General features: G+C 62.4%; 18 protein-coding genes. 8 read left to right on the plus strand and 10 right to left on the minus strand.

All coding sequences use genetic code 11. The annotated features are described in order from the left end of the window. Window positions 1–202: 202 nt before the first annotated feature. The 5 genes from ntrX to dusB all read right to left on the minus strand — a co-directional run bounded on the left by ntrX (window position 203) and on the right by dusB (window position 7,511). Entirely contained in the window at window positions 203–1,597 is a 1,395-nt protein-coding gene (gene ntrX / locus IEX64_RS15940) for a nitrogen assimilation response regulator NtrX (protein ID WP_188821139.1), read from the minus strand. Window positions 1,598–1,648: 51 nt separating this feature from the next. Further along, window positions 1,649–3,820, minus strand: coding sequence for a sensor histidine kinase (locus IEX64_RS15945; protein ID WP_188821190.1), 2,172 nt, complete (start codon window positions 3,818–3,820; stop codon window positions 1,649–1,651). A gap of 111 nt (window positions 3,821–3,931) precedes the next feature. Next, entirely contained in the window at window positions 3,932–5,350 is a 1,419-nt protein-coding gene (locus tag IEX64_RS15950) for a sigma-54-dependent transcriptional regulator (RefSeq protein WP_188821140.1), read from the minus strand. Then, window positions 5,347–6,486: a two-component system sensor histidine kinase NtrB gene (locus IEX64_RS15955; protein ID WP_188821141.1), complete on the minus strand. Its 1,140-nt coding sequence runs from the start codon at window positions 6,484–6,486 to the stop codon at window positions 5,347–5,349. The genes IEX64_RS15950 and IEX64_RS15955 overlap by 4 nt, the downstream gene beginning before the upstream one ends. Then, complete coding sequence (dusB, locus tag IEX64_RS15960; protein ID WP_188821142.1) at window positions 6,483–7,511, minus strand: tRNA dihydrouridine synthase DusB; 1,029 nt, start codon at window positions 7,509–7,511, stop codon at window positions 6,483–6,485. Before dusB ends, IEX64_RS15955 begins: the two co-directional genes overlap by 4 nt. A gap of 80 nt (window positions 7,512–7,591) precedes the next feature. On the opposite strand from dusB, the gene IEX64_RS15965 reads away from it, so the two are divergent. The 3 genes from IEX64_RS15965 to IEX64_RS15975 are packed head-to-tail and all read left to right on the plus strand — an operon-like array spanning window position 7,592 to window position 9,855. After that, on the plus strand, window positions 7,592–8,776 hold the full coding sequence (locus tag IEX64_RS15965; protein WP_188821144.1) for a bifunctional 2-C-methyl-D-erythritol 4-phosphate cytidylyltransferase/2-C-methyl-D-erythritol 2,4-cyclodiphosphate synthase: 1,185 nt from the start codon (window positions 7,592–7,594) through the stop codon (window positions 8,774–8,776). Window positions 8,777–8,779: 3 nt separating this feature from the next. Further along, the gene (locus tag IEX64_RS15970) at window positions 8,780–9,304 is read left to right on the plus strand and encodes a hypothetical protein (protein WP_229710480.1); all 525 of its coding nucleotides are present in this window, start codon (window positions 8,780–8,782) and stop codon (window positions 9,302–9,304) included. 17 nt (window positions 9,305–9,321) lie between these two features. Continuing rightward, complete coding sequence (locus IEX64_RS15975) at window positions 9,322–9,855, plus strand: CinA family protein (protein ID WP_188821146.1); 534 nt, start codon at window positions 9,322–9,324, stop codon at window positions 9,853–9,855. Window positions 9,856–9,980: 125 nt separating this feature from the next. Here the strand turns inward: IEX64_RS15975 and IEX64_RS15980 are convergent, their stop codons facing one another. After that, on the minus strand, window positions 9,981–10,430 hold the full coding sequence (locus tag IEX64_RS15980) for a type II toxin-antitoxin system RatA family toxin (RefSeq protein WP_188821148.1): 450 nt from the start codon (window positions 10,428–10,430) through the stop codon (window positions 9,981–9,983). Window positions 10,431–10,482: 52 nt separating this feature from the next. Next, window positions 10,483–11,421, minus strand: coding sequence for a lipoyl synthase (lipA, locus tag IEX64_RS15985; protein ID WP_188821150.1), 939 nt, complete (start codon window positions 11,419–11,421; stop codon window positions 10,483–10,485). A gap of 96 nt (window positions 11,422–11,517) precedes the next feature. On the opposite strand from lipA, the gene IEX64_RS15990 reads away from it, so the two are divergent. Then, window positions 11,518–12,168, plus strand: coding sequence for a carbonic anhydrase (locus IEX64_RS15990; protein ID WP_188821152.1), 651 nt, complete (start codon window positions 11,518–11,520; stop codon window positions 12,166–12,168). 118 nt (window positions 12,169–12,286) lie between these two features. Here IEX64_RS15990 and IEX64_RS15995 read toward each other — a convergent pair whose 3' ends face one another. Then, window positions 12,287–13,645, minus strand: a complete 1,359-nt coding sequence (locus tag IEX64_RS15995) for a hypothetical protein (protein ID WP_188821155.1) — start codon at window positions 13,643–13,645, stop codon at window positions 12,287–12,289. Between the two features lie 319 nt (window positions 13,646–13,964). On the opposite strand from IEX64_RS15995, the gene gyrA reads away from it, so the two are divergent. The 3 genes from gyrA (at window position 13,965) to trmFO (ending at window position 18,640) form a co-directional block, all read left to right on the plus strand. Beyond that, window positions 13,965–16,724 carry a DNA gyrase subunit A gene (gyrA, locus tag IEX64_RS16000; RefSeq protein ID WP_188821157.1) on the plus strand — a complete coding sequence of 920 codons (2,760 nt, stop codon included), beginning with the start codon at window positions 13,965–13,967 and terminating at the stop codon, window positions 16,722–16,724. Between the two features lie 2 nt (window positions 16,725–16,726). Further along, window positions 16,727–17,083: a DUF952 domain-containing protein gene (locus IEX64_RS16005; RefSeq protein WP_188821159.1), complete on the plus strand. Its 357-nt coding sequence runs from the start codon at window positions 16,727–16,729 to the stop codon at window positions 17,081–17,083. 207 nt (window positions 17,084–17,290) lie between these two features. Next, window positions 17,291–18,640 carry a methylenetetrahydrofolate--tRNA-(uracil(54)-C(5))-methyltransferase (FADH(2)-oxidizing) TrmFO gene (gene trmFO, locus IEX64_RS16010; protein WP_188821161.1) on the plus strand — a complete coding sequence of 450 codons (1,350 nt, stop codon included), beginning with the start codon at window positions 17,291–17,293 and terminating at the stop codon, window positions 18,638–18,640. Here the strand turns inward: trmFO and IEX64_RS16015 are convergent, their stop codons facing one another. Beyond that, window positions 18,641–19,099: an EF-hand domain-containing protein gene (locus IEX64_RS16015; RefSeq protein WP_188821163.1), complete on the minus strand. Its 459-nt coding sequence runs from the start codon at window positions 19,097–19,099 to the stop codon at window positions 18,641–18,643. A gap of 79 nt (window positions 19,100–19,178) precedes the next feature. Continuing rightward, complete coding sequence (locus IEX64_RS16020; protein ID WP_188821165.1) at window positions 19,179–19,829, minus strand: hypothetical protein; 651 nt, start codon at window positions 19,827–19,829, stop codon at window positions 19,179–19,181. 314 nt (window positions 19,830–20,143) lie between these two features. On the opposite strand from IEX64_RS16020, the gene IEX64_RS16025 reads away from it, so the two are divergent. Continuing rightward, entirely contained in the window at window positions 20,144–20,773 is a 630-nt protein-coding gene (locus IEX64_RS16025) for a Tad domain-containing protein (RefSeq protein ID WP_188821168.1), read from the plus strand. Window positions 20,774–20,806 lie beyond the last annotated feature (33 nt).

The raw sequence follows: 20,806 nt of genomic DNA on the forward strand, positions 1-20,806 counted from the left end.
TGCGGTCCGCAATCTGGCCGAGGGCTATTCCCTGCGACCGTTTCCGAATCAAAATCTATCCATTTGCTGCATTGCAGTAAACACGAGAATTCTACCGGATATTTTCCGGTAAGCACCTGACAAGAATCACAACGCGAGTGCGATATCCGGAATTGTTTCGCGATGTGCGCAAAACGTGCATTTCATGAATGTCCCGCAGGGATCAGCCCTGGTCCGTGCTTTCCTCTCCTTCGCGGCGTTCAGCCATCCCCAACAGCTTCAGTTTACGGTGCAGTGCGGAACGCTCCATCCCGATAAATGCGGCCGTCTTCGAGATATTGCCCGAAAAGCGCCGGATCTGGATACGCAGATACTCGCGTTCGAAGCTCTCGCGGGCTTCACGCAGTGGCGCGCTCATCATCACCGAAACGCCTGCATCGCCGCCGCCGCGGCTGTTGAAGATCTCTGGCGGCAACATGTCGGCTTCGATCTGCCCGACCTTTTCGCGCGGGGCCATGATCACCGTGCGCTCGACGACATTGCGCAACTGGCGCACATTGCCGGGCCACTCGTAGGCCTGAAGCGCGGTCATAGCCTCGGTGCTGACCTGCGGCGGCGGAACCCCTTGCTCATTGGCGTAGCGAGCGAAGAAGTGATCGACGAGTGCTGGAATGTCCTCGCGCCGCTCGCGCAGACCCGGAATGGATACGGGGACTACGTTGAGGCGATAGAACAGGTCCTCACGGAAGCGACGTTCGGCGATTTCCTTTTCGAGATCACGCGATGTCGAGGAAACGACGCGGACATCGACCCGGATCTGGCGGGTACCACCGACACGCACGAACGCCTGATCGGTCAGCACGCGCAGAATGCGCGCCTGGGTGGACAGCGGCATGTCGGCCACTTCATCGAAGTAGAGTGTGCCGCCGTCGGCCATTTCCAGCAGGCCGGGACGGACCAGGGCACCATCGGCCTCCTCGCCGAACAGTTCCTGTTCGAACCGCTCGGGCGTGATGCGTGCCGAATTTACGCTGACAAAGGCGTTTTCCGCACGCGGGCTCCAGGCATGGAGCAGACGGGCTGCGACTTCTTTCCCCGAGCCGGCCGGCCCCGTAATCAGCAAGCGACTGCCGGTATTTGCGATGCGCTTCAGCGTTGCCCGGACATGATTGATGGCAGCACTCGACCCGGTGAACTCCTCGCCCACCGAGTAGTCTTGCTTGAGTTGCGCATTTTCGCGGCGCAGGCGCTCGGTTTCGGTGGCACGGCCGACCAGATGCAGCAGCTTCTCGGCTTCGAAGGGCTTTTCGATGAAGTCCACCGCGCCACGGCTGATCGCGGCGACAGCCGTGTCGATATTGCCGTGGCCGGAAAAGATGATCACCGGAAGTTCGGGTTCACGTGACTTGATCGCGTCGAGAACCTCGAGCCCGTCCATCGGGCTGCCGTGGAGCCAGACATCCAGCAAAACGAGCGAGGGCCTACGCGCATCGACGGCTTCCAGTGCCGCCTCGCTGCCTCCGGCGGTGCGGCATTCATAGCCTTCGTCGCTCAAAACACCGGCGACCAGTTCCCGGATATCGCGTTCGTCGTCGACGATCAGGATTTCGAGTGCCATGACTTTAACTTCTTCGTTGAGGGGTAAGGGGGGATGGTAGGAGGATAATAATCATTCGGCGGCCTCCGGCTTGCGCCCGTGGGCCAGGGGATCCCTGGCGAAGCGCATGGTCACGGTCGTGCCGCCGCCCTGGGTGGGCATGAACGTCATTTCTCCGCCATGCTCTTCGATAATTTTGTTGACGATGGCGAGCCCAAGGCCGGTGCCCTTCTCGCGCGTCGTGACATAAGGCTCGACGATCCGATCGCGATCCTGCGACAGGCCAATGCCGTTGTCGGCGATGCGCACGAGGATGGAGTCGTCCTGCTTGCTGATCTCGACCGCAATCTTGCCCTGGTAGTCGTCGTTCGAATCTTTTTGTTTTGCTTCAATCGCCTCGACGGCATTCTTGAGAACGTTTGTCATAGCCTGACCGTACTGGTGACGGTCGCAGTCGATACTGGTTATGTCAGTGTCGGCGGAGAAGCTGAAGGCTATTTCCGGACGCGCCACTTCCTGCAGGAACAGTGCCTGCCGGGTCAGCGCGACAGGGTCCTCGGCGCGGAACACGGGCTTCGGCAGGCGTGCGAAAGACGAGAACTCGTCCACCATCTTTCTGAGATCGCCGACCTGCCGGATGATCGTCCGCGTCAGGTCTTCGAACAGCTCCGGATTGTCGGTGATCTGCTTGCGATAGCGGCGGCTCAGGCGTTCGGTTGCAAGCTGGATCGGGGTCAGTGGATTCTTGATCTCGTGCGCGATTCGGCGCGCGACGTCCGACCATGCGGCTGTGCGCTGGTCGAGCAGCTGGCGCGTAATGTCCTCGAACGTAATCACGTGACCAGTAGCATCGCGACTGGTCTTGACCGCGAGGGTCAGCAGTTCGCCGCCGCGATTGTACTGGACCAGCCCCACCGAAGTGCCCTGCTCGACCATGCCCGCGATCGGCGGCGCCAGTTCGTCTATGGTCATGTCCTCGGGGATTTCGCTGTCGTCTTCGGCCAGCATCTTGTGGGCCGTGCTGTTCATCAGCAAGATCTTGCCGTCCTCGTCGAGCGAAATGATGCCCGATGTCACGGACTCGAGAACCGCCTCGATGAACAGACGGCGCTCGTGCAACTGCCGGTTGGCGCCAAGCAAGGCCTGGGTCTGCTTGTCGATCTGCGCCGTCATGCGATTGAAGGCACGGTTGAGCAGGCCGATTTCATCGGCTCCCGTACGCCCTTCGAGGCGCAGGGCGTAGTTGCCCGCCCCGACCCGGCGGGCCGCGTCGACCAGTTCGTATAGCGGTTGCACCTGTCGGTCGGCAAATCGCAGCGCGAACCAGACCGAAAGGCCGACCAGTGCCAGTGAGGCCACGAACAGCGCGACGTTGAACCGCAACTGCAGGACGCGGGCCCGGCTTGTGAGGACTTCGTATGCCTGAACGATATTTTCCGCGCTCTGGCCCTGACTGAGTGACAGGAGGTCGTTGCTTCGCGCCACCATCAGATAGATGCCGGAAGACCGCTCGATCGGCGCTGCTGCAACGATACGGTCGTTGCGTGATGTCACATCGTAAGGGGCACCCTTGTCGAGCTTTTGCAGCGTATCGGTACTGATGCGGTTGTTTTCGGACTGCCCGTCCGGGTCGACGATGATCGGCGTGCGTTGATTTCCGTCGGAATCGATCTGGATAATGGCTGCGACACTGAGGTTTCGCCGCAGCACCTGATCGGCCAGGAAGGCCTGGAATTCCTGGCTGGCGACCGGATACTCGCCAAGCCATGTCCGCGAGTCCTCCGCCATTGCGACGGATTCGTAGCCCACGTCGCGCAAGGTCTGCTCATAGTAGCCCCGCGCCAGCTTGTTCGCGTTTTCAAGCAAGCCGCGCGAACTGTCGGAAAACCAGAATTCAACGCCCGACTGGAAGAGCCACGAGGCGAAGACCACGACCAGCAGCGTGGGAATGGCGGAAATCAGAGAGAAAATGAACACGAGACGCACATGCATGCGCCCGGTGCCGCCAATATTTTCCGACGCTCTGCGCAGCGCCAATCGCCGTCCCAGCAGAACGAGGATCGCCATAGCCGGCACCAGCGTGCCGATCAGCAGGGTCGCTGTGAGGTTCGAGGGCAACAGCTTGCCCTTGTCGCCACCCGAGTTGAGTGCGAACCAAGTCGTCGTGGTCATTGCCAGAAAGGCAACAACGGAAAGCACTTCGATAATGGCAAAGAAGTTCGCACGGCGCGCTGCAACCTGCATGCGCCGCCACCAGCGCGGCCACGCGCGCTTTCTGGTCTGAACTTCCGTCATAGTTGCCTCGTTACAACAGCACTGTTGCCGAGAAGCAAGAGCAATTCCACCAAATCATCGTCATGGTCGACGAGCGAATTCCTCGGGGTCGAGCGCGAGTTCGCTGAGCCGTTTGCGCAAGGTGTTACGGTTGATGCCCAGGGCCTGTGCTGCCCTCAACTGGTTGCCCCCGGTATCCCGCAGAACCTCGGCAAAAAGCGGGCGTTCGACTGCGGCCATGGCGCGCTCGTAGATCGTACCATTGGCAGGCCGCTCGATGGACAACCAATGGGTGATGGCGCTCGCGATGTCTCCGCCCTCCTCCTTGCCCGACAGCGGCGTGCCTACCGGTTCTTGGGCGAGCAGCGGCAGAACGCTGTCGACATCGATGGTGTCTTCACGGGCCAGAAGCGCCATGCGGTAGACGAAGTTCTTGAGTTCGCGAACATTTCCTCGCCAGGGCTGGCGACTCAGCAGTTCCGCGGCCTCATGGGTGAGCTGCCTGCGTGGCAAGCCTTCGTTGGCGGCGTGCTGCAGGAAGTGGCGGGCCAGAACCTCGATGTCGTCACTGCGTTCTCGCAGTGGTGGCATGTGGATCGGCACGACATTGAGGCGATAGTAGAGATCCTCGCGGAAACGCCCGGCGGCAATTTCCGGCTCCAGATCCTTGTTGGTCGCCGCGATGATACGCGTATCGAGGCGGATCTCCTCACTGCCACCCACACGGCGAACCGTACCTGACTGAAGTGCGCGTAGCAGCCTTGTCTGTGCTTGCATCGGCATGTCGCCGATTTCATCGAGAAACAGGGTCCCACCCGCTGCCTGTTCGAACTTGCCGACATGCCGGGCGACCGCGCCGGTAAAGGCACCCTTCTCGTGGCCGAAGAGTTCGCTTTCGATAAGTTCGGCGGGAATGGCGGCGGTATTGACGGCAATGAACGGCCCGTTGCGGCGATTGCCGAGCTGGTGGATCGCTTCCGCAACCAGTTCCTTACCCGTACCGGACTCGCCCAGAATCAGCACGGTCAGATCGTTACGCAGTACGCGCGTAATCATGCGGAAAACCGATTGCATCGCCGCGCTTCTGCCAACCAACGGCAGCCCATCGCCCAGCGGCTCGTCGCCACGCGGGACACTACCCTGCGCATTACCGGCGGCTTGCCGTACAGTACGGGCCAGTTCGTCGATGTCGAACGGCTTGGGGAAGTATTCGAATGCCCCGGTGTCGGTCGCGCGAACGGCGGTATCGAGCGTGTTCTGAGCCGACAGGATGAGGATCGGCATATCGGGGTGCAGAGCACGTACCCGTTCGATCGTCTCGATCCCGTCTCCATCGGGCAGCATTACATCGGTCACGAGCGCTTCGTAGCTGCGTTCGGCCAGCAACCGGTCGCGCTCGGCAATGGTGTCGCAATGCGTCACCGAAAACCCTTCATCCTCAAGGGCGGCCGTGATCACGATGGCGATGGACATGTCGTCCTCGACAAGCAGGACGCTCATGTCAGCTTCCTCCTGAGCACCCTGCTCCGCATGGTTTCCTTCGCAAGCGGAAGGTGGACGCGGAAATGCGTAAGACCGGATTCCTCATCGCGCTCGTGTGTGATGCGGCCGTTCATGTCGCGCACCAGCTTGCGCACAAGCGGGAGCCCCAGCCCCTGCCCCGACTTCTTGGTCGTGACGAAGGGTTCGAAGATGTGGTCTCTCATCGACGGGTCGATCCCGGGGCCGTTGTCGCTGACGCGCAGTTCAACGGGCAAGCGAACCGGCGTTCCGGAATCGGTGGTATGCAGTTGCAGGCCGCTGGCAAAGCGCGTGCGGATCGTGACGCGCGGCTCGTCCGCTTCCTGCGATGCCTCGATCGCGTTCGACAGGAGGTTGATGATCACCTGCACCAGCCCGTCCGGGCTCCCCAGCACAGGCGGGAGCGAGGGATCAAACTCCTCGACGAGCCGGTACCGGCTGGGGCCCTCCGTGGGCGCCTCGCCGCTGGCTGCCTTGATGACATCGACAGCCCGCCGCGCGGCCTCATGGAGATTGCAGGGTTCCACTGGCGGCGCGGTACGCCCGCTCAGCTTCTGCATCTGCTCGATAAGGCCCGCGATGCGATCGACTTCCGAAGTGATGAGATCGGTCAGCGGCTTGTCGCGTGCCTCGATCTTGCGCGCCAGCAACTGTGCCGCGCCGCGAATACCCGCAAGCGGGTTCTTGATCTCGTGCGCCATGATCTCCGGCCCGCGAACGACGGCATTGTCCACACCACCGGAATCATCGCCCAAGGCCTCGGTGGCACTATGATCGTGGATTGTCAGGATCTGCCAACCGGTCGTATCCGCCACGGGAGCCACGTTGACATCGATACGGCGCGCACCTCTCCCCCTGAGGGTCACGACGATTTCACGCGCAGAGACCGGCGTTTCGTAGTCGTTGAGACGCTCGAGCAGACGATGCTCAGGAAAAACCAGGACATCGCCAAGCGGGCTTCCGACGAGGCGCCGCTGCGATTGGCCGAAGAACTGCTCCGCTGCCGGATTGACCGAAGCTATGCGCAGGCCTGGCTCCAGCAGGACAACCGCATGCGGCAGGCTGGCCAGCAGCCGACTGGCTTCGGGCAGCGCTGTCCCGAGCACGACACTCATGCGGCCTGCAGCTGTCCACCGGTAGACCGGTAAGGTGCATAGAACTCCGCAAGAGCGCGCAAAACCTCGTTTGCGTCGTCGATGAAGTTGACCCGGTTGCGGAATTCCGCCGAACCGCGAATGCCCTTCACGTACCAGCCCAGGTGCTTGCGCGCCATCTTCACGCCGGTCTCATGTCCATAATGGGACAGCATGTCCTCATAGTGCTGGCGGATGACCTCGTACTGTTCACCGAAGTCGGGATCGGCCAGAAGCCCGTTGCCCCGCCACCAGTGCATAACCTGCGCCAGAACCCACGGCTTGCCATAGGCGCCGCGGCCGATCATCAGCCCATCGGCGCCGGATTGCTCCAGCGCGGCAGCAGCATCGTCGATGCCGCAGATATCACCATTGACGATGACCGGGATGGACACCGCATCCTTGACGCCGCGGACAAAGCGCCAGTCGGCCTGTCCCTTGTACATCTGATTGCGGGTGCGGCCGTGGACGGTGATCATCTTCGCGCCCAGATCCTCGGCGATGCGCGCGAGTTCAGGGGCATTGAGGCTGTCATGGCACCAGCCCATGCGCATCTTGACGGTTACCGGGACGTTTACCGCCTTTACCGTTGCCTCGATCAGCCTGGTTGCCAGCGGGACATCGCGCATCAGCGCCGAACCGGCATCACCGTTCACGACCTTGCGGACCGGGCAGCCCATGTTGATGTCGATGATCGCCGCGCCGCGGTCTTCCACCAGCTTGGCGGCTTCGGCCATCTGATCGGGTTCGCAGCCGACGAGCTGCATCGAGACCGGATCCTCGATCTGATCCCACATCGCCTTCTGGAGCGAAACGCGCGTCTCGCGGATGGCCGCGGGGCTCGCGATCATTTCGGTGACGTTGAGGCCCGAACCGAAGCTGCGCACCATCTTGCGGAACGGCAGGTCCGAAACGCCCGTCATCGGCGCGAGCACGACCGGGCAATCGATCGTCACGGGACCGACCTGGATGGGCTTGAGAGCCGGAGGATTGGGCATGGATGTCATAATGCGTGTAATACTGCCTAAAAAACAGGCAGCGCATAGTGGATTGCCCTTGATCGGGCAAGCGATTACCGGCTGCCACAATGTCGCGTCTCGTATCTGCACAGCCCGAGGGCAAAGATTATACGCCGAAAGTTGGCGCCGTGGTGGTCGCTGCGGGCCAAGGCCTGCGCGCAGGCCAACCGCTGCCCAAGCAGTTCGCCCCATGGCGCGGGAAACCGGTGGTTCGGCACTCGGTCGAAGCACTGGCGAATGCCGGCGTCTCTCCGATCGTGGTGGTCATTCCCCAGGGAGCAGGCGCCATCGCCCGCGATGCGCTCCGCGATATTCCGGGCGTGGAGTTCACCGGCGGCGGGAAATCGCGGCAGGAATCGGTTCGTTTGGGGCTCGAAGTCCTGGCCGGGACAGGGCCCGATCTCGTGCTGATACACGACGCCGCGCGGCCCATTCTGCCCCGGGCGGTGATGGACCGATTGGTCGATGCCTTGACCGACTACAAGGCCGCAATTCCTGTCCTGTCCGTAGTGGACAGTCTCGCTCATGCCGAGAAGGGACAATCGCTTGAAGTCATGGGCGCGCCTGCACGCCGTGAAGATCTGCGCCGCGTCCAGACACCGCAGGCTTTCCGTTTTCCGGAGATTCTGGCGGCGCATCAGGCGTGGACAGGCGAGACAAATGCGGGAGACGATGCTCAGGTCGCCCGTGTCCAGGGCATGGACATCGCAATGGTCGAAGGGGATGAGGCCTTGCACAAGCTAACTTATGCGTCCGATTTCAACGTGAGCATGCCTGCTGTGCGCGTCGGGACAGGATACGATGTCCACCGGTTGTCCAAAGGCGAGGAATTATGGCTCTGCGGGGTCAGGGTCGAACATACACATGGTCTTGCGGGACATAGCGATGCCGATGTGGCCATCCACGCGCTCGTCGATGCCCTTCTCGGAGCCATCGGCGCCGGAGACATCGGCCAGCACTTCCCGCCGAGCGATCCGCAATGGAAAGGCGCGGCTTCGCACCAGTTTCTGTCCCATGCCGGGACTCTCGTGCGCGAGGCCGGATATACGCTTGGCAATGCCGACGTGACCATCATATGCGAAGCGCCGAAGCTCGGACCGCATCGAGAGGCGATGCGCGCAAAACTGGCGGAAATCCTTGATGTGGACATCAGCGCGATGAGCGTGAAGGCAACCACTACGGAGAAACTGGGTTTCACCGGCAGACGTGAAGGCATTGCCGCACAGGCGGCCGTCAGCCTGACAAGGATATAAACCATGCGCATGATGCGAATTTCCGGTGCCATTGCCGCCCTGCTCGCCGTCGTTCCTGGCGTCGCGGTGGCTGCCGAGCCCGTCTGCCTGACCCGAGAAGAAGCGACATCGCTGCTGACCTACGCGCTTCCTCAGGCGATCGAGGGGACGTCCAAGCGCTGCGCCTCGGTGCTGCCGGCGGACGCCTTCCTGCGGCGCGGCAGCGGCGACCTGATCGCCCGGTATTCCGGCCAGAAAGCCAAATACTGGCCCAAGGCAAAGCCGGCCTTCCTCAAGGCCGTAGGCTCCGATGCCGCAAATACCCTGCGCGCCCTGCCTGACCAGACCACGCGACAGCTTGCGGATACCTTTGTCGAAGGGTTCGTTTCGCAGCGAATTACACTGAAATCCTGCGGCAAGCTTGATCTTGCGATCGATCTGCTGTCTCCCCTTCCCCCTGAAAACACAGCCGGCCTGATAGCCCTGACGATGGAAATCGCGGGCGAGGCCGAACCCAAGCTGGGCAATATTGCCCTGTGCAGGGACTGAATTTCCGAAGGACAGCCATGGCCAAGACTGTATTCTTTCCCCAGGACCTCGTCTCTCTTGCCGAGCGGGTCATTGCCGAGAACAAGGCGGCCGGCCGCAAGATTGCGCTCGCCGAAAGCTGCACCGGCGGTCTCGTGTGCGCGGCGCTGACGGAAATTCCCGGGTCCTCGTCGGTGCTCGACCGCGGTTTCGTGACCTATTCCAATGAATCCAAACAGGAATTGCTGGATGTCCAGGCGGACATCATCGACGCGTTCGGCGCAGTTTCACCTGCGACGGCCTGGGCAATGGCGCAGGGTGCCATCCGGCACAGCGGCGCCGATGTGGCCGTGGCGGTCAGCGGCATAGCCGGCCCCGAAGGCGGCACCGAACTGAAGCCGGTGGGAACTGTCGTGTTTGCCCTCGCGATCCGCGGCGAGGAGGACGTCAACACCGAGCAGAAGATCATAGAAGGCGCCAATCGGGCCGAAATTCGCCACCACGCTGCGCTTGTCGCATTGGAGATGCTGCTACCGTCCAGCGACTTGAATTCCATACTTTCAAGAACTTGAGAGCTTATAGTAACCTATCGTAACTATAATTTTGCCCATAGTTACGAAACATAACTCAGCGATCTTCGCCCCGGCTCTGTTGGTAACAAACTGTTCCTAATTCGAGTTACAAAACATAACTCGAATTATCCCGACTCCTGCGGCGCGCCATAAAGGTCTTCCGCACGCGCCTCGAACGCCGCAACCATTTTGCGGAAAGCTTTGTCGAAATACTGCCCGGCAAGCTTTTCGAACAGCGCATTCCGGAACGTAAAGCGAACATCGAACTCGACATCGCAAGCGGTGTCGCTCACGGGATGGAAAGTCCACTTGTTGTCGAGATCACGCATGGGACCGTCGACGTAGTGGACGTTGATTTCGCGCGGGCGGACCTTCTCAACCCGTGAGGTGAACTTCTCACGCAGCGCCTTGAAGCCGACGAGCATGTCCGCGATCATTTCGCTGCCATCGTCGGATTTGACCCGCGTGGCCACCACCCAGGGAAGGAACTCCTGATAGCGGCCGACATCGGCGACGAGATCGAACATCTGCTCGGCGCTGTAGGGCAACCGGTGGACTTCGTGGATTCCCGGCATGTTCAGGCCCTTGTCGCGGTGTTCAAGCTATGTCCGTGTACACCGGTGGACATCAACGCTGTCCCCGCGCCAATCTGGCTTCACGCGCGGCACGCATTTGCGCGAAATCCTCGCCCGCGTGGTAGCTGGAGCGGGTCAGCGGGGTCGAAGCGACCTGCAGGAAGCCCTTGGCACGGGCAATTGCGCCATAGGCCTCGAAAGCCTGCGGCGTGACGAATTCCTTCACGTCCGCATGCTTGGGCGTCGGGCGCAGGTACTGCCCCATGGTCAGGAAATCGATGTCGGCGCAGCGCATGTCGTCCATGACCTGATGAACTTCCAGCCGCTCCTCGCCCAGACCGAGCATGATGCCCGACTTGGTGAAGATCGACGGATCGTGGCGCTTCACCTCTTCCAGAAGCCGTAGCGACGCGTAGTAGCGCGCGCCGGGGCGAATGGTCGGGTAGAGCCGGGGCACCGTTTCCAGATTGTGGTTGTAGACGTCCGGACGGGCAGCGACGATCGCCTCGATCGCGGCCTGCATCTTGCCCCGGAAGTCTGGCGTGAGGATCTCGATCGTGGTGGACGGCGTCGTGCGACGCAGTTCCTCGATAACCTTCACGAACTGGCTCGCGCCGCCGTCGGGAAGATCATCACGGTCGACAGACGTGATGACGATGTGCTCCAAACCCATCTTCGCGGCGGCTTCCGCCACGTGTGCGGGCTCTTCGGTATCGACACGGTCGGGCATGCCCGTCTTCACGTTGCAGAAGGCACAAGCACGGGTGCAGGTGTCGCCCAGAATCATCACGGTCGCGTGCTTCTTGGTCCAGCACTCGCCGATATTGGGGCAAGCAGCCTCCTCGCACACGGTGTTGAGCTTGAGATCGCGCATCAGCTTGCGCGTTTCGCCATAGCCCTTCGTGGTAGGGGCCTTGACCCGGATCCAGTCGGGCTTGCGCTGCCGTTCAGGTTTGCTCTCGGGGCTCGGTGCAGTCGAAAGATCGTTCATGGGGCCCAGATAGTCGCTTGGGCAGCCCCTTGCCAGTACGAATATCCCGGCTAAGGGATGCCATAGTCCTCAAAGCTAGATCACGGAGCCCCCCGTATGTCCGAAACGAGCAGCGCGCTGGAACATCTCTTCGAAGGGTACCGCCGGTTTCGGGACAGCGGCTGGACCCCCCACCGCGAACGCTGGGCCCGTCTGCGCGAAGGGCAGCAGCCCGAAGTCATGATCATCGCCTGCTCGGACAGCCGCGTCGACCCCACGCAGATCTTCGATACTGACCCGGGCGAGATGTTCGTCGTGCGCAACGTCGCCGCACTTGTTCCGCCGTTCGAAACCACCCCCGGTCATCATGGTGTGTCCGCTGCTCTCGAGTTCGCGGTTCAGGTTCTCAAGGTGAAGGAAATCGTGGTCATGGGCCACGGCATGTGTGGTGGCTGCAAGGCAGCGCTCACGCAGGAGCTTCACGGCGCCGAGCCCGGTGAAGGAGGTTTCATCGCCGACTGGATCGCCTTGCTGGATGAAGCTCGCGCGCCGGTAGCCGCTCAGTACGGCACCGAAGGGCGTCCCGCTGAAATTCACATGGAGCAGGCGGCGGTCAAGGTCAGCCTCGACAACCTGATGACCTTCCCCTGCATCCGTCGCAAGGTGCGCGACGGTGACCTGCGCCTGCGCGGTGCCTTCTTCGCGATTTCCGATGGAATTCTGCACCTCATGGACGACCAGAGCGGCGAATTCGAACCGGTGACCTGACCGCGGGACAGTCGATGTCCACCGCAGGACAAGCGATGTCCTGCGGCGACAGGCACGAAAAAGGGCGACGGGACATTCCCGCCGCCCTTTTTCTTGGTTCAGCTCTCGCTGAGGCCGATCAGCTTGCGTCTGCCGGAGCAGCCGGCGCCGTCGGTGCAGCCGCAGTCGGTCCGGCCTTGCTCTTGGCATAGCCCGTCCACATGGTCGCCACGGGCGCAGTCGGCCCGGTCACCTTCGCGAAGTTCTGGATAGCCTCGGCATACTTTCCCTGAAGCGTCTGGGTGATGCCGAGACGCAGCGCGACCTTGTTGGCGTCGGCGCCGGGCATGCCCATCGCCTTGCTATAGAAGGTCTCGGCCTCTGCAGGCTTGTCATAGCTGAGGAAAACGTCCCCTGCACCCACGACCGTACCGGCATCTGCACCGGCCTTCGAGGCGTCCGAAGCGATCGCGGGCAGCGATGCACGGTCCTTGCCCACGCGGGCTTCGGTGTTTGTCTTGTCGGCCTCGACTTCCTTCTGGGTCAGAATGCCCTTGGAAAGACCGTCGTTGATGACCTTCAGCGCTTCACCCGGATAGGCACGGGGATCGACGTCCTCGATGTAGGTGAAGTAGTCGCGCTTTTCCTTCATCGCGTTGGTCAGGAGCTTCAGGCGCATCAGGTCAAGATCCTGCTGGCGCGGCAGAGCTGCGATCTGGCCCACAACCGATATCGCCACGTCCCAGGCGTCCGGGTAGTACTGGCCGAGCATCGACGCGTACTTGGCCGACGGGGCAACCTGCTTGGCGGCGTAGGTCTGCTGCAAGGCATTGCGCAGCGTGGTCTCGCTGGGTGCCACGCCCTTGGCCTGGGCAGTAGCGATCTCTTCGTCCGCCATCTGCACGACGGCCTCGTTGTTGCCGCTGCGCTTGTAGGCATCGACCAGTATCATCTCGAGCTGGTTGTTCGGATCCTGGAAGCCGGCATCCTTCGACGCCTTGAGGTAGCGGGCCGCGTTCGCCCAGTCCTGGAGCTGGTACGCGGTCACGCCGGCGTCGAAGTAGACGCTGCCCACCTTGTCCGCAGGAACCTTGCCGCTGTCCAGCATCATGGCGGTGCCCTTCTGCTTGAACGGGAGGTCCTTCGCGAGAATGCCGTAGTTACGCATAAGCTGGCCGAGTGCCATCTTGTCGTCGGGTGTCGTCGCAGTGGACACGGCCGCTTCGAAAGTGGCCTTACCGTCACCACCGAGTGCCGTATCGATCTGGGTCTTTGCTGCGGCATAGTCGGCGTCACCCGCGCCAGCAGGAAGGCTCTTGGTAGCCTCGGTCATTGCCTGCTCGATCGGGGCGGCAGCCTTGCGGAATTCTTCCGAAAACTGCGGGCCTTCAGCCTTTTCCTTCTTCTTTGCCATTGCCGGCGGGGCCACTGCAACGGCCATGCCTGTGGAAAGCGCCAGCGCAAGAGCAACACGGGAAACAACGAATTTGCGAGCCATCAAGGCCACTCCTCTCAAGACTTAACTACAAAACGCCTGCCAGTAGGCGCCTGAAAACGGGCCGGCGCCGGTAGTGACGACGATTTGCCCCGTTTGCAACCTCTCGCTCGGATTAGTCATTCGCCACTGAACGCTGATTGAATACGATTCATCGCACCCGTTCAGAATTGTTGGCAAGTACGGCACCGGCACAGGTCATAAATGTGGAAAAAGCCGGATGGTTCCGCCCTTCAGGGCGCATCGGCTGTGGCTTTCACCTGGCGCTTGCCCTAGGGCAATCCATCACCTCTTTTCCGCAACAACCTGGCGATAGAACCGCGTGAGCGACGACACCGACATCATCGAACACACCGGCCCCGAAGGCGAGTACACCCGCGTCGACATCGTCGACGAAATGAAAACGAGCTATCTCGATTACGCGATGAGCGTGATCGTGAGCCGCGCGCTTCCCGATGTGCGCGACGGCCTCAAGCCAGTGCACCGCCGCATTCTCTTCGCCAGCCAGGAAGGCGGCTTCGTAGCCGGACGGCCCTACCGCAAGTCGGCCAAGATCGTCGGCGACGTCATGGGTAACTATCACCCGCACGGCGACAGCGCGATCTACGACGCCCTCGCACGCATGACCCAGGACTGGTCGATGCGGCTTCCGCTCATCGACGGCCAGGGCAACTTCGGCTCGATGGACCCGGATCCGCCGGCCTCGATGCGTTACACGGAAGCGCGCCTGGCCCGCGTCGCCAATTCGCTGCTGGACGATCTCGACAAGGATACCGTTGATTTCGTCGAGAACTATGACGGTTCTCGACAGGAGCCTTCGGTTCTTCCCGCCCGCTTTCCGAACCTGCTGGTCAATGGCGCCGGCGGTATCGCGGTCGGCATGGCCACGAACATTCCGCCGCACAACCTCGGCGAAGTGATCGACGGCTGCTTTGCGATGATGGACAATCCGGGCATCTCCACCGAGGAGCTGTTCGAAATCATCCCGGGGCCGGACTTTCCGACCGCACCGCTCATTCTGGGTTCCAGCGGCGCCCGTGCGGCCTACACTACCGGTCGCGGTTCGATTGTCCAACGCTGCCGCCACATGATTGAGGAAGGCCGGGGCGACCGCCGGTCGATCGTGCTGACCTCGATGCCCTATCAGGTCGGCAAGTCCGGCCTCGTCGAGAAGATTGCCGAAGCCGCCAAGGACAAGCGGATCGAGGGCGTCTCCGACATCCGTGACGAATCCAACCGTGAAGGCGTGCGCGTCGTCATCGAGCTCAAGCGCGATGCCTCTCCCGAAGTCGTGCTCAACCAGCTCTGGCGCAACACGCCGGCGCAGTCGAATTTCCCCGCTAATATGCTCGCTATTCGGGGCGGACGCCCCGAAACCATGTCGCTTCGCGACATCATTCAGGCCTTCATCCAGTTCCGCGAAGAGGTCATCACCCGCCGCACCAAGTTCGAGCTGAACAAGGCACGGGACCGGGCGCATATCTTGCTCGGCCTGGTGGTCGCCGTCTCGAACATGGACGAGGTCGTGGCGATGATCCGCGGATCGTCGAACCCGGCCGATGCCCGCGCCAAGCTTCTCGCCAAGGAATGGCCGATCGGCGACATCGCGCCTTACATCCGGCTGGTCGAGGCGATCGAGCCTTCGGCCGAGGAATCCGGTGGCACCTACCGTCTGTCCGAGGCTCAGGTAAAGGCCATCCTCGACCTGCGCCTGCATCGCCTCACCGCGATGGGCCGCGACGAGATCGGCGACGAACTCAAGCAACTGGCCATCGCCATCGAGGAATATCTCTCGATCCTCGCGGACCGCGTGAAGCTCTACGGAGTGATGCGCGAAGAACTGCAGGCCGTGCGCGATGCCTACGCCACGCCGCGGCGTTCCGAAATCACCGCCGCTTTCGACGGGATCGAGGACGAGGACCTGATCGAGCGAGAGGACATGGTGGTGACCGTCACCATGGACGGCTACATCAAGCGCACCGCCCTCTCCACCTTCCGCGCGCAGGCACGCGGCGGCAAAGGCCGCGCCGGCATGGCCACCAAGGACGAGGATGCCGTGACGACCATGTTCGTCACCTCGACCCACAATCCGGTGCTTTTCTTCTCGACCGCGGGCAAGGTCTACCGCCTCAAGGTCTACAAGCTGCCCGAAGGCGGCCCGACCACGCGCGGACGGCCCATCGTCAACCTGCTCCCCGCGCTCGACAAGGACGAAACGATCCAGACGGTGCTCGCCCTGCCCGAGGACGAGGCGGAATGGAGCAAGCTGTCGGTCGTATTTGCCACGGCGCAGGGCAGCGTGCGCCGCAATGCCATGGATTCCTTCGCGAACATCCCGAGCAACGGCAAGATCGCGATGCGCTTCGACGAGGGCAGCGACGATCACCTGATCGGCGTGGCTCTGCTGGAAGCCAGCGACGACGTCCTTCTCGCGAGCCGTCAGGGCAAGGCCATCCGTTTCGCCGGCGACGACGTGCGCGAATTCACGAGCCGCACTTCCACCGGTGTGCGCGGCATGACGCTGAAGGATGGCGACAAGGTCATCTCGCTGTCGATCCTGCATCGGGTCGGCACAACGCCCGAAGAGCGCGAGGCCTATCTCAAGTTCGCCCCTTGGAAGGGCGAGAAGGAAGGCGAACCGGCGCTTTCCGCAGAACGTATGGCGGAACTGGCAGAGGCTGAGCAGTTCATCCTCACGGTCTGCGCCAACGGCTACGGGAAGATGTCGTCGGCCTATGAGTACCGTCGTACCGGACGCGGTGGTCAGGGTATCACCAATATCGACAATATCGCGCGCAACGGCCCGGTGGTGGCGAGCTTCCCGGCCGCACAGACGCAACAGCTCATGCTGGTGACCGATCAGGCCAAGTTGATCCGTCTTCCGCTGGAGACGCTGCGTGTCATCGGCCGTGGCTCCGCAGGCGTTCGCCTGTTCAACGTTTCCAACGGCGAACATGTCGTGAGCGCTGTGCGCCTCGACGAGGAAGCCGAAGAGGAAGTGGCGGAAGTCCTTGCCGATGAGACCGTGACCGACACGCCCCCTGCACCGGACGAACCCGAAGCGCCCGAAAGCGAAGACTGAGCATGACGGCGCCCGAGCATGACAGTGTCGCCTACAAGATCCTGACCCGCGAACAGCGCGACAGCCTGTTCGCGGACGGGACGTTCTCAGGCGCCCCGATCGACCTGACCGATGGCTACATCCATATGTCGACGGCCGATCAGGTGCAGGGGACGCTGGACAAGCATTTTGACGGTCAGGACGACCTGCATATAGCTGCCGTCGATCTCAGCGCCCTGGGCGATGTGGTCAAGTGGGAAGCGTCGCGCGAGAACGCGCTGTTCCCTCACATCTACGCAGCGCTGCCCCTCTCGGCGGTCATCGCCCATGGACCGGTTCACCGCGACGCGACAGGAACTGTCCAGCTCCCACGCGCCTGATCCTTGGCCGTCGGTGGCAGATGCAGCCGCCGTGGTTTCGGCGAGAACCTGCGCCATAGCACCTGAGGGAAGCGCAAGCACCAAAGCCGCGATGCTTACCAACCGACTGGGAACGCTGCGAAACAAGGTTCCCATCGCTGCCCGTTGACGCTGTGATGCCAACTTGGCCTCGACGGGACAAGCGATGAGGCGCTAAGGCGCCGCCCCATGACACATGACATTCACATCATCGGCGGCGGCCTTGCCGGCAGCGAGGCTGCCTGGCAGCTGGGACGCCGCGGCTTCAAGGTCCGTCTGTCGGAAATGCGCGGCAGCGGCGAACGCACGCCCGCCCATCACACCGATGGCCTTGCCGAACTGGTCTGCTCCAATTCGTTCCGTTCCGACGACGATGAGAAAAACGCGGTCGGCCTGCTGCATCACGAGATGCGCCGCTGCGATTCGCTTATCATGGCCGCAGCCACGAAAGCCCAGGTTCCCGCAGGCTCGGCCCTGGCCGTGGATCGCGACGTGTTCTCCGCAGAAGTGGAAGCCCGCCTTGCCGCCCTGCCCAACGTCGAGATCGTGCGCGAACGTGTCGATACGCTGCCTGCAGCCGGCGCAACCATTGTGTCGACGGGGCCGCTGACCGCGGAAGCATTGGCCGGCTCGATCGGGCGGGCAACGGGCGCGGAGAGCCTCGCCTTTTTCGATGCCATTGCCCCGATCGTCTATCGCGACACCATCGACATGGACATCTGCTGGATGGCGTCGCGCTGGGACAAGGGCGACACCAAGGATTACATCAACTGCCCGATGACCCGCGACCAGTACCTCGCGTTTCACCAGGGGCTTCTCGATGGCGAGAAGACCGCATTCAAGGAATGGGAAGCCAATACCCCCTACTTCGACGGCTGCATGCCGATCGAGGTCATGGCCGAACGCGGTGTCGACACGCTCCGCTTTGGGCCGATGAAGCCGGTCGGGCTGGACAATCCCCATTGGGCGACGCCCGAACACCCAAACGGCCGCTGGCCTTACGCCGTCGTGCAACTCCGTCAGGACAACAAGCTCGGCACGCTGTGGAACATGGTCGGTTTCCAGACCAAACTGAAACACGCGGAGCAGGTGCGGCTGTTCCGGACTATTCCGGGATTGGAAAAGGCCGAGTTCGCGCGATTGGGCGGCCTGCACCGCAACACCTTCCTCAATTCTCCCGTACTGCTCGATCGCCAGCTGCGGCTCAAGAGCGCGCCGCATGTCCGCTTCGCCGGGCAGATCACCGGATGTGAAGGATATGTCGAAAGCGCTGCTGTGGGCCTGATGTCCGGGCTTATGGCGGCATCGGAACTGGCAGGACGCGAGTGGCAGGCTCCGCCGGCTACGACGGCCATGGGCGCCCTGCTCTCACACATCACCGGTGACGCAGAGGCCGACAGCTATCAGCCGATGAACGTCAACTTCGGGCTCTTCCCACCGCTGCACGACGTCAGGAAGAAGCAGCGCAAGGAGGCTTATACCGTACGCGCCAAGCAGGACATCATGGGCTGGCTGGACAGCTTCGCCCCGGCTGCCTGATCAGCATCGGCATTTGGCCTTCGGTTTGGGCCTTGGCGGAGCCGTGCGGGCAAATTCTTCCGGTGTGAGCCAGTCATTCCCGTCGACGTCCGCGTATTCGAACCTGTCGACGGTGGTGGCAGCCCATTCCTCGAACGTGAGCAGGTTGTTACCATCGGTATCGAGCCGCTGGAAACCCGATGTGCGCGTGGACAGCATCTCGTGACGGGTGATGCGCCCATCACTGTCGCGGTCGTACCGACCGAAACGGCGCTGTTCGCGTGTCAGTTCGGTCGCCACGGGCGGTTCCGGTCCGACCCTATCGCCAACGTCGGCGCTCGGAAGCTCCTCGGGAACGTCTGTTGCCTCGATTTCCGGGGGCGGAGCACCCGCCTCCACGGCCGCGCGTCCCTGTAACCAGAACAGGCCGACACCAACCATCACGAGCGCTGCCAGACCTCCGAGCAGGAAGCGGTGCATACGGGTCCCCCATTGTTACCCGGAGGATAAGCCGCGCCCGCGCGTCCGGCGAAATTACAAGTCTTTCATGGGAATGGCGTCAGAAACCGAGAAAGCCGAGACGCATGGCCTTGAGCATGGCCGCCGGAGAGAGCGCGGCAGCTTCATCGCCTTTCTCAAGGCGCCGGTGCGCCAGCCCATGCAGAACCAGCAAAGGCCGCAAGCTTCGCGATACGCGCGGTCGGCGGTCCTTGCCCTCTGCAACCAGCGCTGTAGCCGTCGAGCGCTCCTGCGAATGGCCCAGACGCATGGCCAGATCGGCAGCGGCCCATTGGCGGCCGAGGTGCGACGCGGCTTCCGCCTCCTGCTCCAGCGCCAGCGACCGCGCCAGCGCGGCGAAGGACGCAGCCCTTCCCTCGGCCATTTCACGCAGCGCCCCGGGCGGCAGCGGCGCGGTTCCGGTCAGGGCTTCCCAACCATCTACCAGCGCCGACAGCGAACGATGTTGCCCGTTCCAGCTGCGCAGCGCCGCCAGCAGCGGCTCCCCTTCCGGCCATTCGTTTTCGTCACGGGTCAGCGTTTCCCGCCACCACGACAAGCGCAGTTGCGCCAGCATCGGCTCGCTCGAATTGCGCAGCAGCCCGGCAAGCCGCGTATCGAGCGCGAAGAGCGCCAGCGTTTGCAGGCGCGCCTTTGCGGGGGCGTAGGCCAGAGCAAGGCGCGAAGCGGTCGGGAGGGACGCTACCAGCATCTCCTCCTGCGCGGAAGCCGAGGACGAACCGGATGGTTGAGCGGGATCTGACACCCGGTCTATCTAGAAGTCTGTGTCGGGCATGCAAGCGGACGCAGGCGGCGCTGAGGTTTCGTTTACCATTTCACCCGCCACCCAAGGGATGCGTATGCCCGTTGCGGCTACAGGCATTCCGGACCTTAGCCGCTTTCGTCGTTCCCGAGACCCGTGGCTGGGTCCACCAGGTTCAATCCCTGTTAACCATGCCCGTTTGCCGAAACCTTACGCGCCCAGGGTTATGACCGAGGCTGGAACAACGCGGATTTCGACCCGGCATGAAGCATCGCATACCAGGCAGCAGGCTTGCGGCGGCACTGCATTTTGCACGCCGCCTGCTGCGCGATCATGCTGGCAACACCTTCATGATCGTTGCTGCTGCACTTGCCCCCCTGCTTGCGCTTGTGGGTGGCGGGATCGACATGGGCCGCAGCTACATCTCCGAAACCCGGCTTCAGCAGGCCTGCGACGCAGGCGTTCTGGCGGCTCGAAAAGCCCTTGGTTCACAGGTCGTTACGACAGGTGTGGTCCCCGGCGAAGTCTCGGTGGTCGGCAATCGCTTCTTCAACGTGAACTTCCCGTCCGGGGCCTATGGCTCGACGGACCGCACCTTCACGATGACGCTGGAATCCGACTACTCGATCTCGGGCAAGGCCTCTGCCAACGTCCCGACAACGATCATGCGGGTCTTCGGCGAAACCAATGTACCGGTCGCCGTGCAGTGCGAGGCGAAGCTCAATTTTTCCAACACCGATGTGATGATGGTGCTCGATACCACCGGATCGATGAACCAGACGAACCCGGGTGACAGCCAGTCCAAGATCGCTGTTCTGCGTCAGGTCGTGAAAGACTTCCATGCCCAGCTGGAGACCCGCAAAAACCGGGTTGGGCAAGGCTTGGGAGCCTGACGACGGAGATGCCGATGCTGCCGGACGCTGTGG

This window comes from Novosphingobium indicum, assembly GCF_014645195.1.
GTDB lineage: Bacteria > Pseudomonadota > Alphaproteobacteria > Sphingomonadales > Sphingomonadaceae > Novosphingobium > Novosphingobium indicum.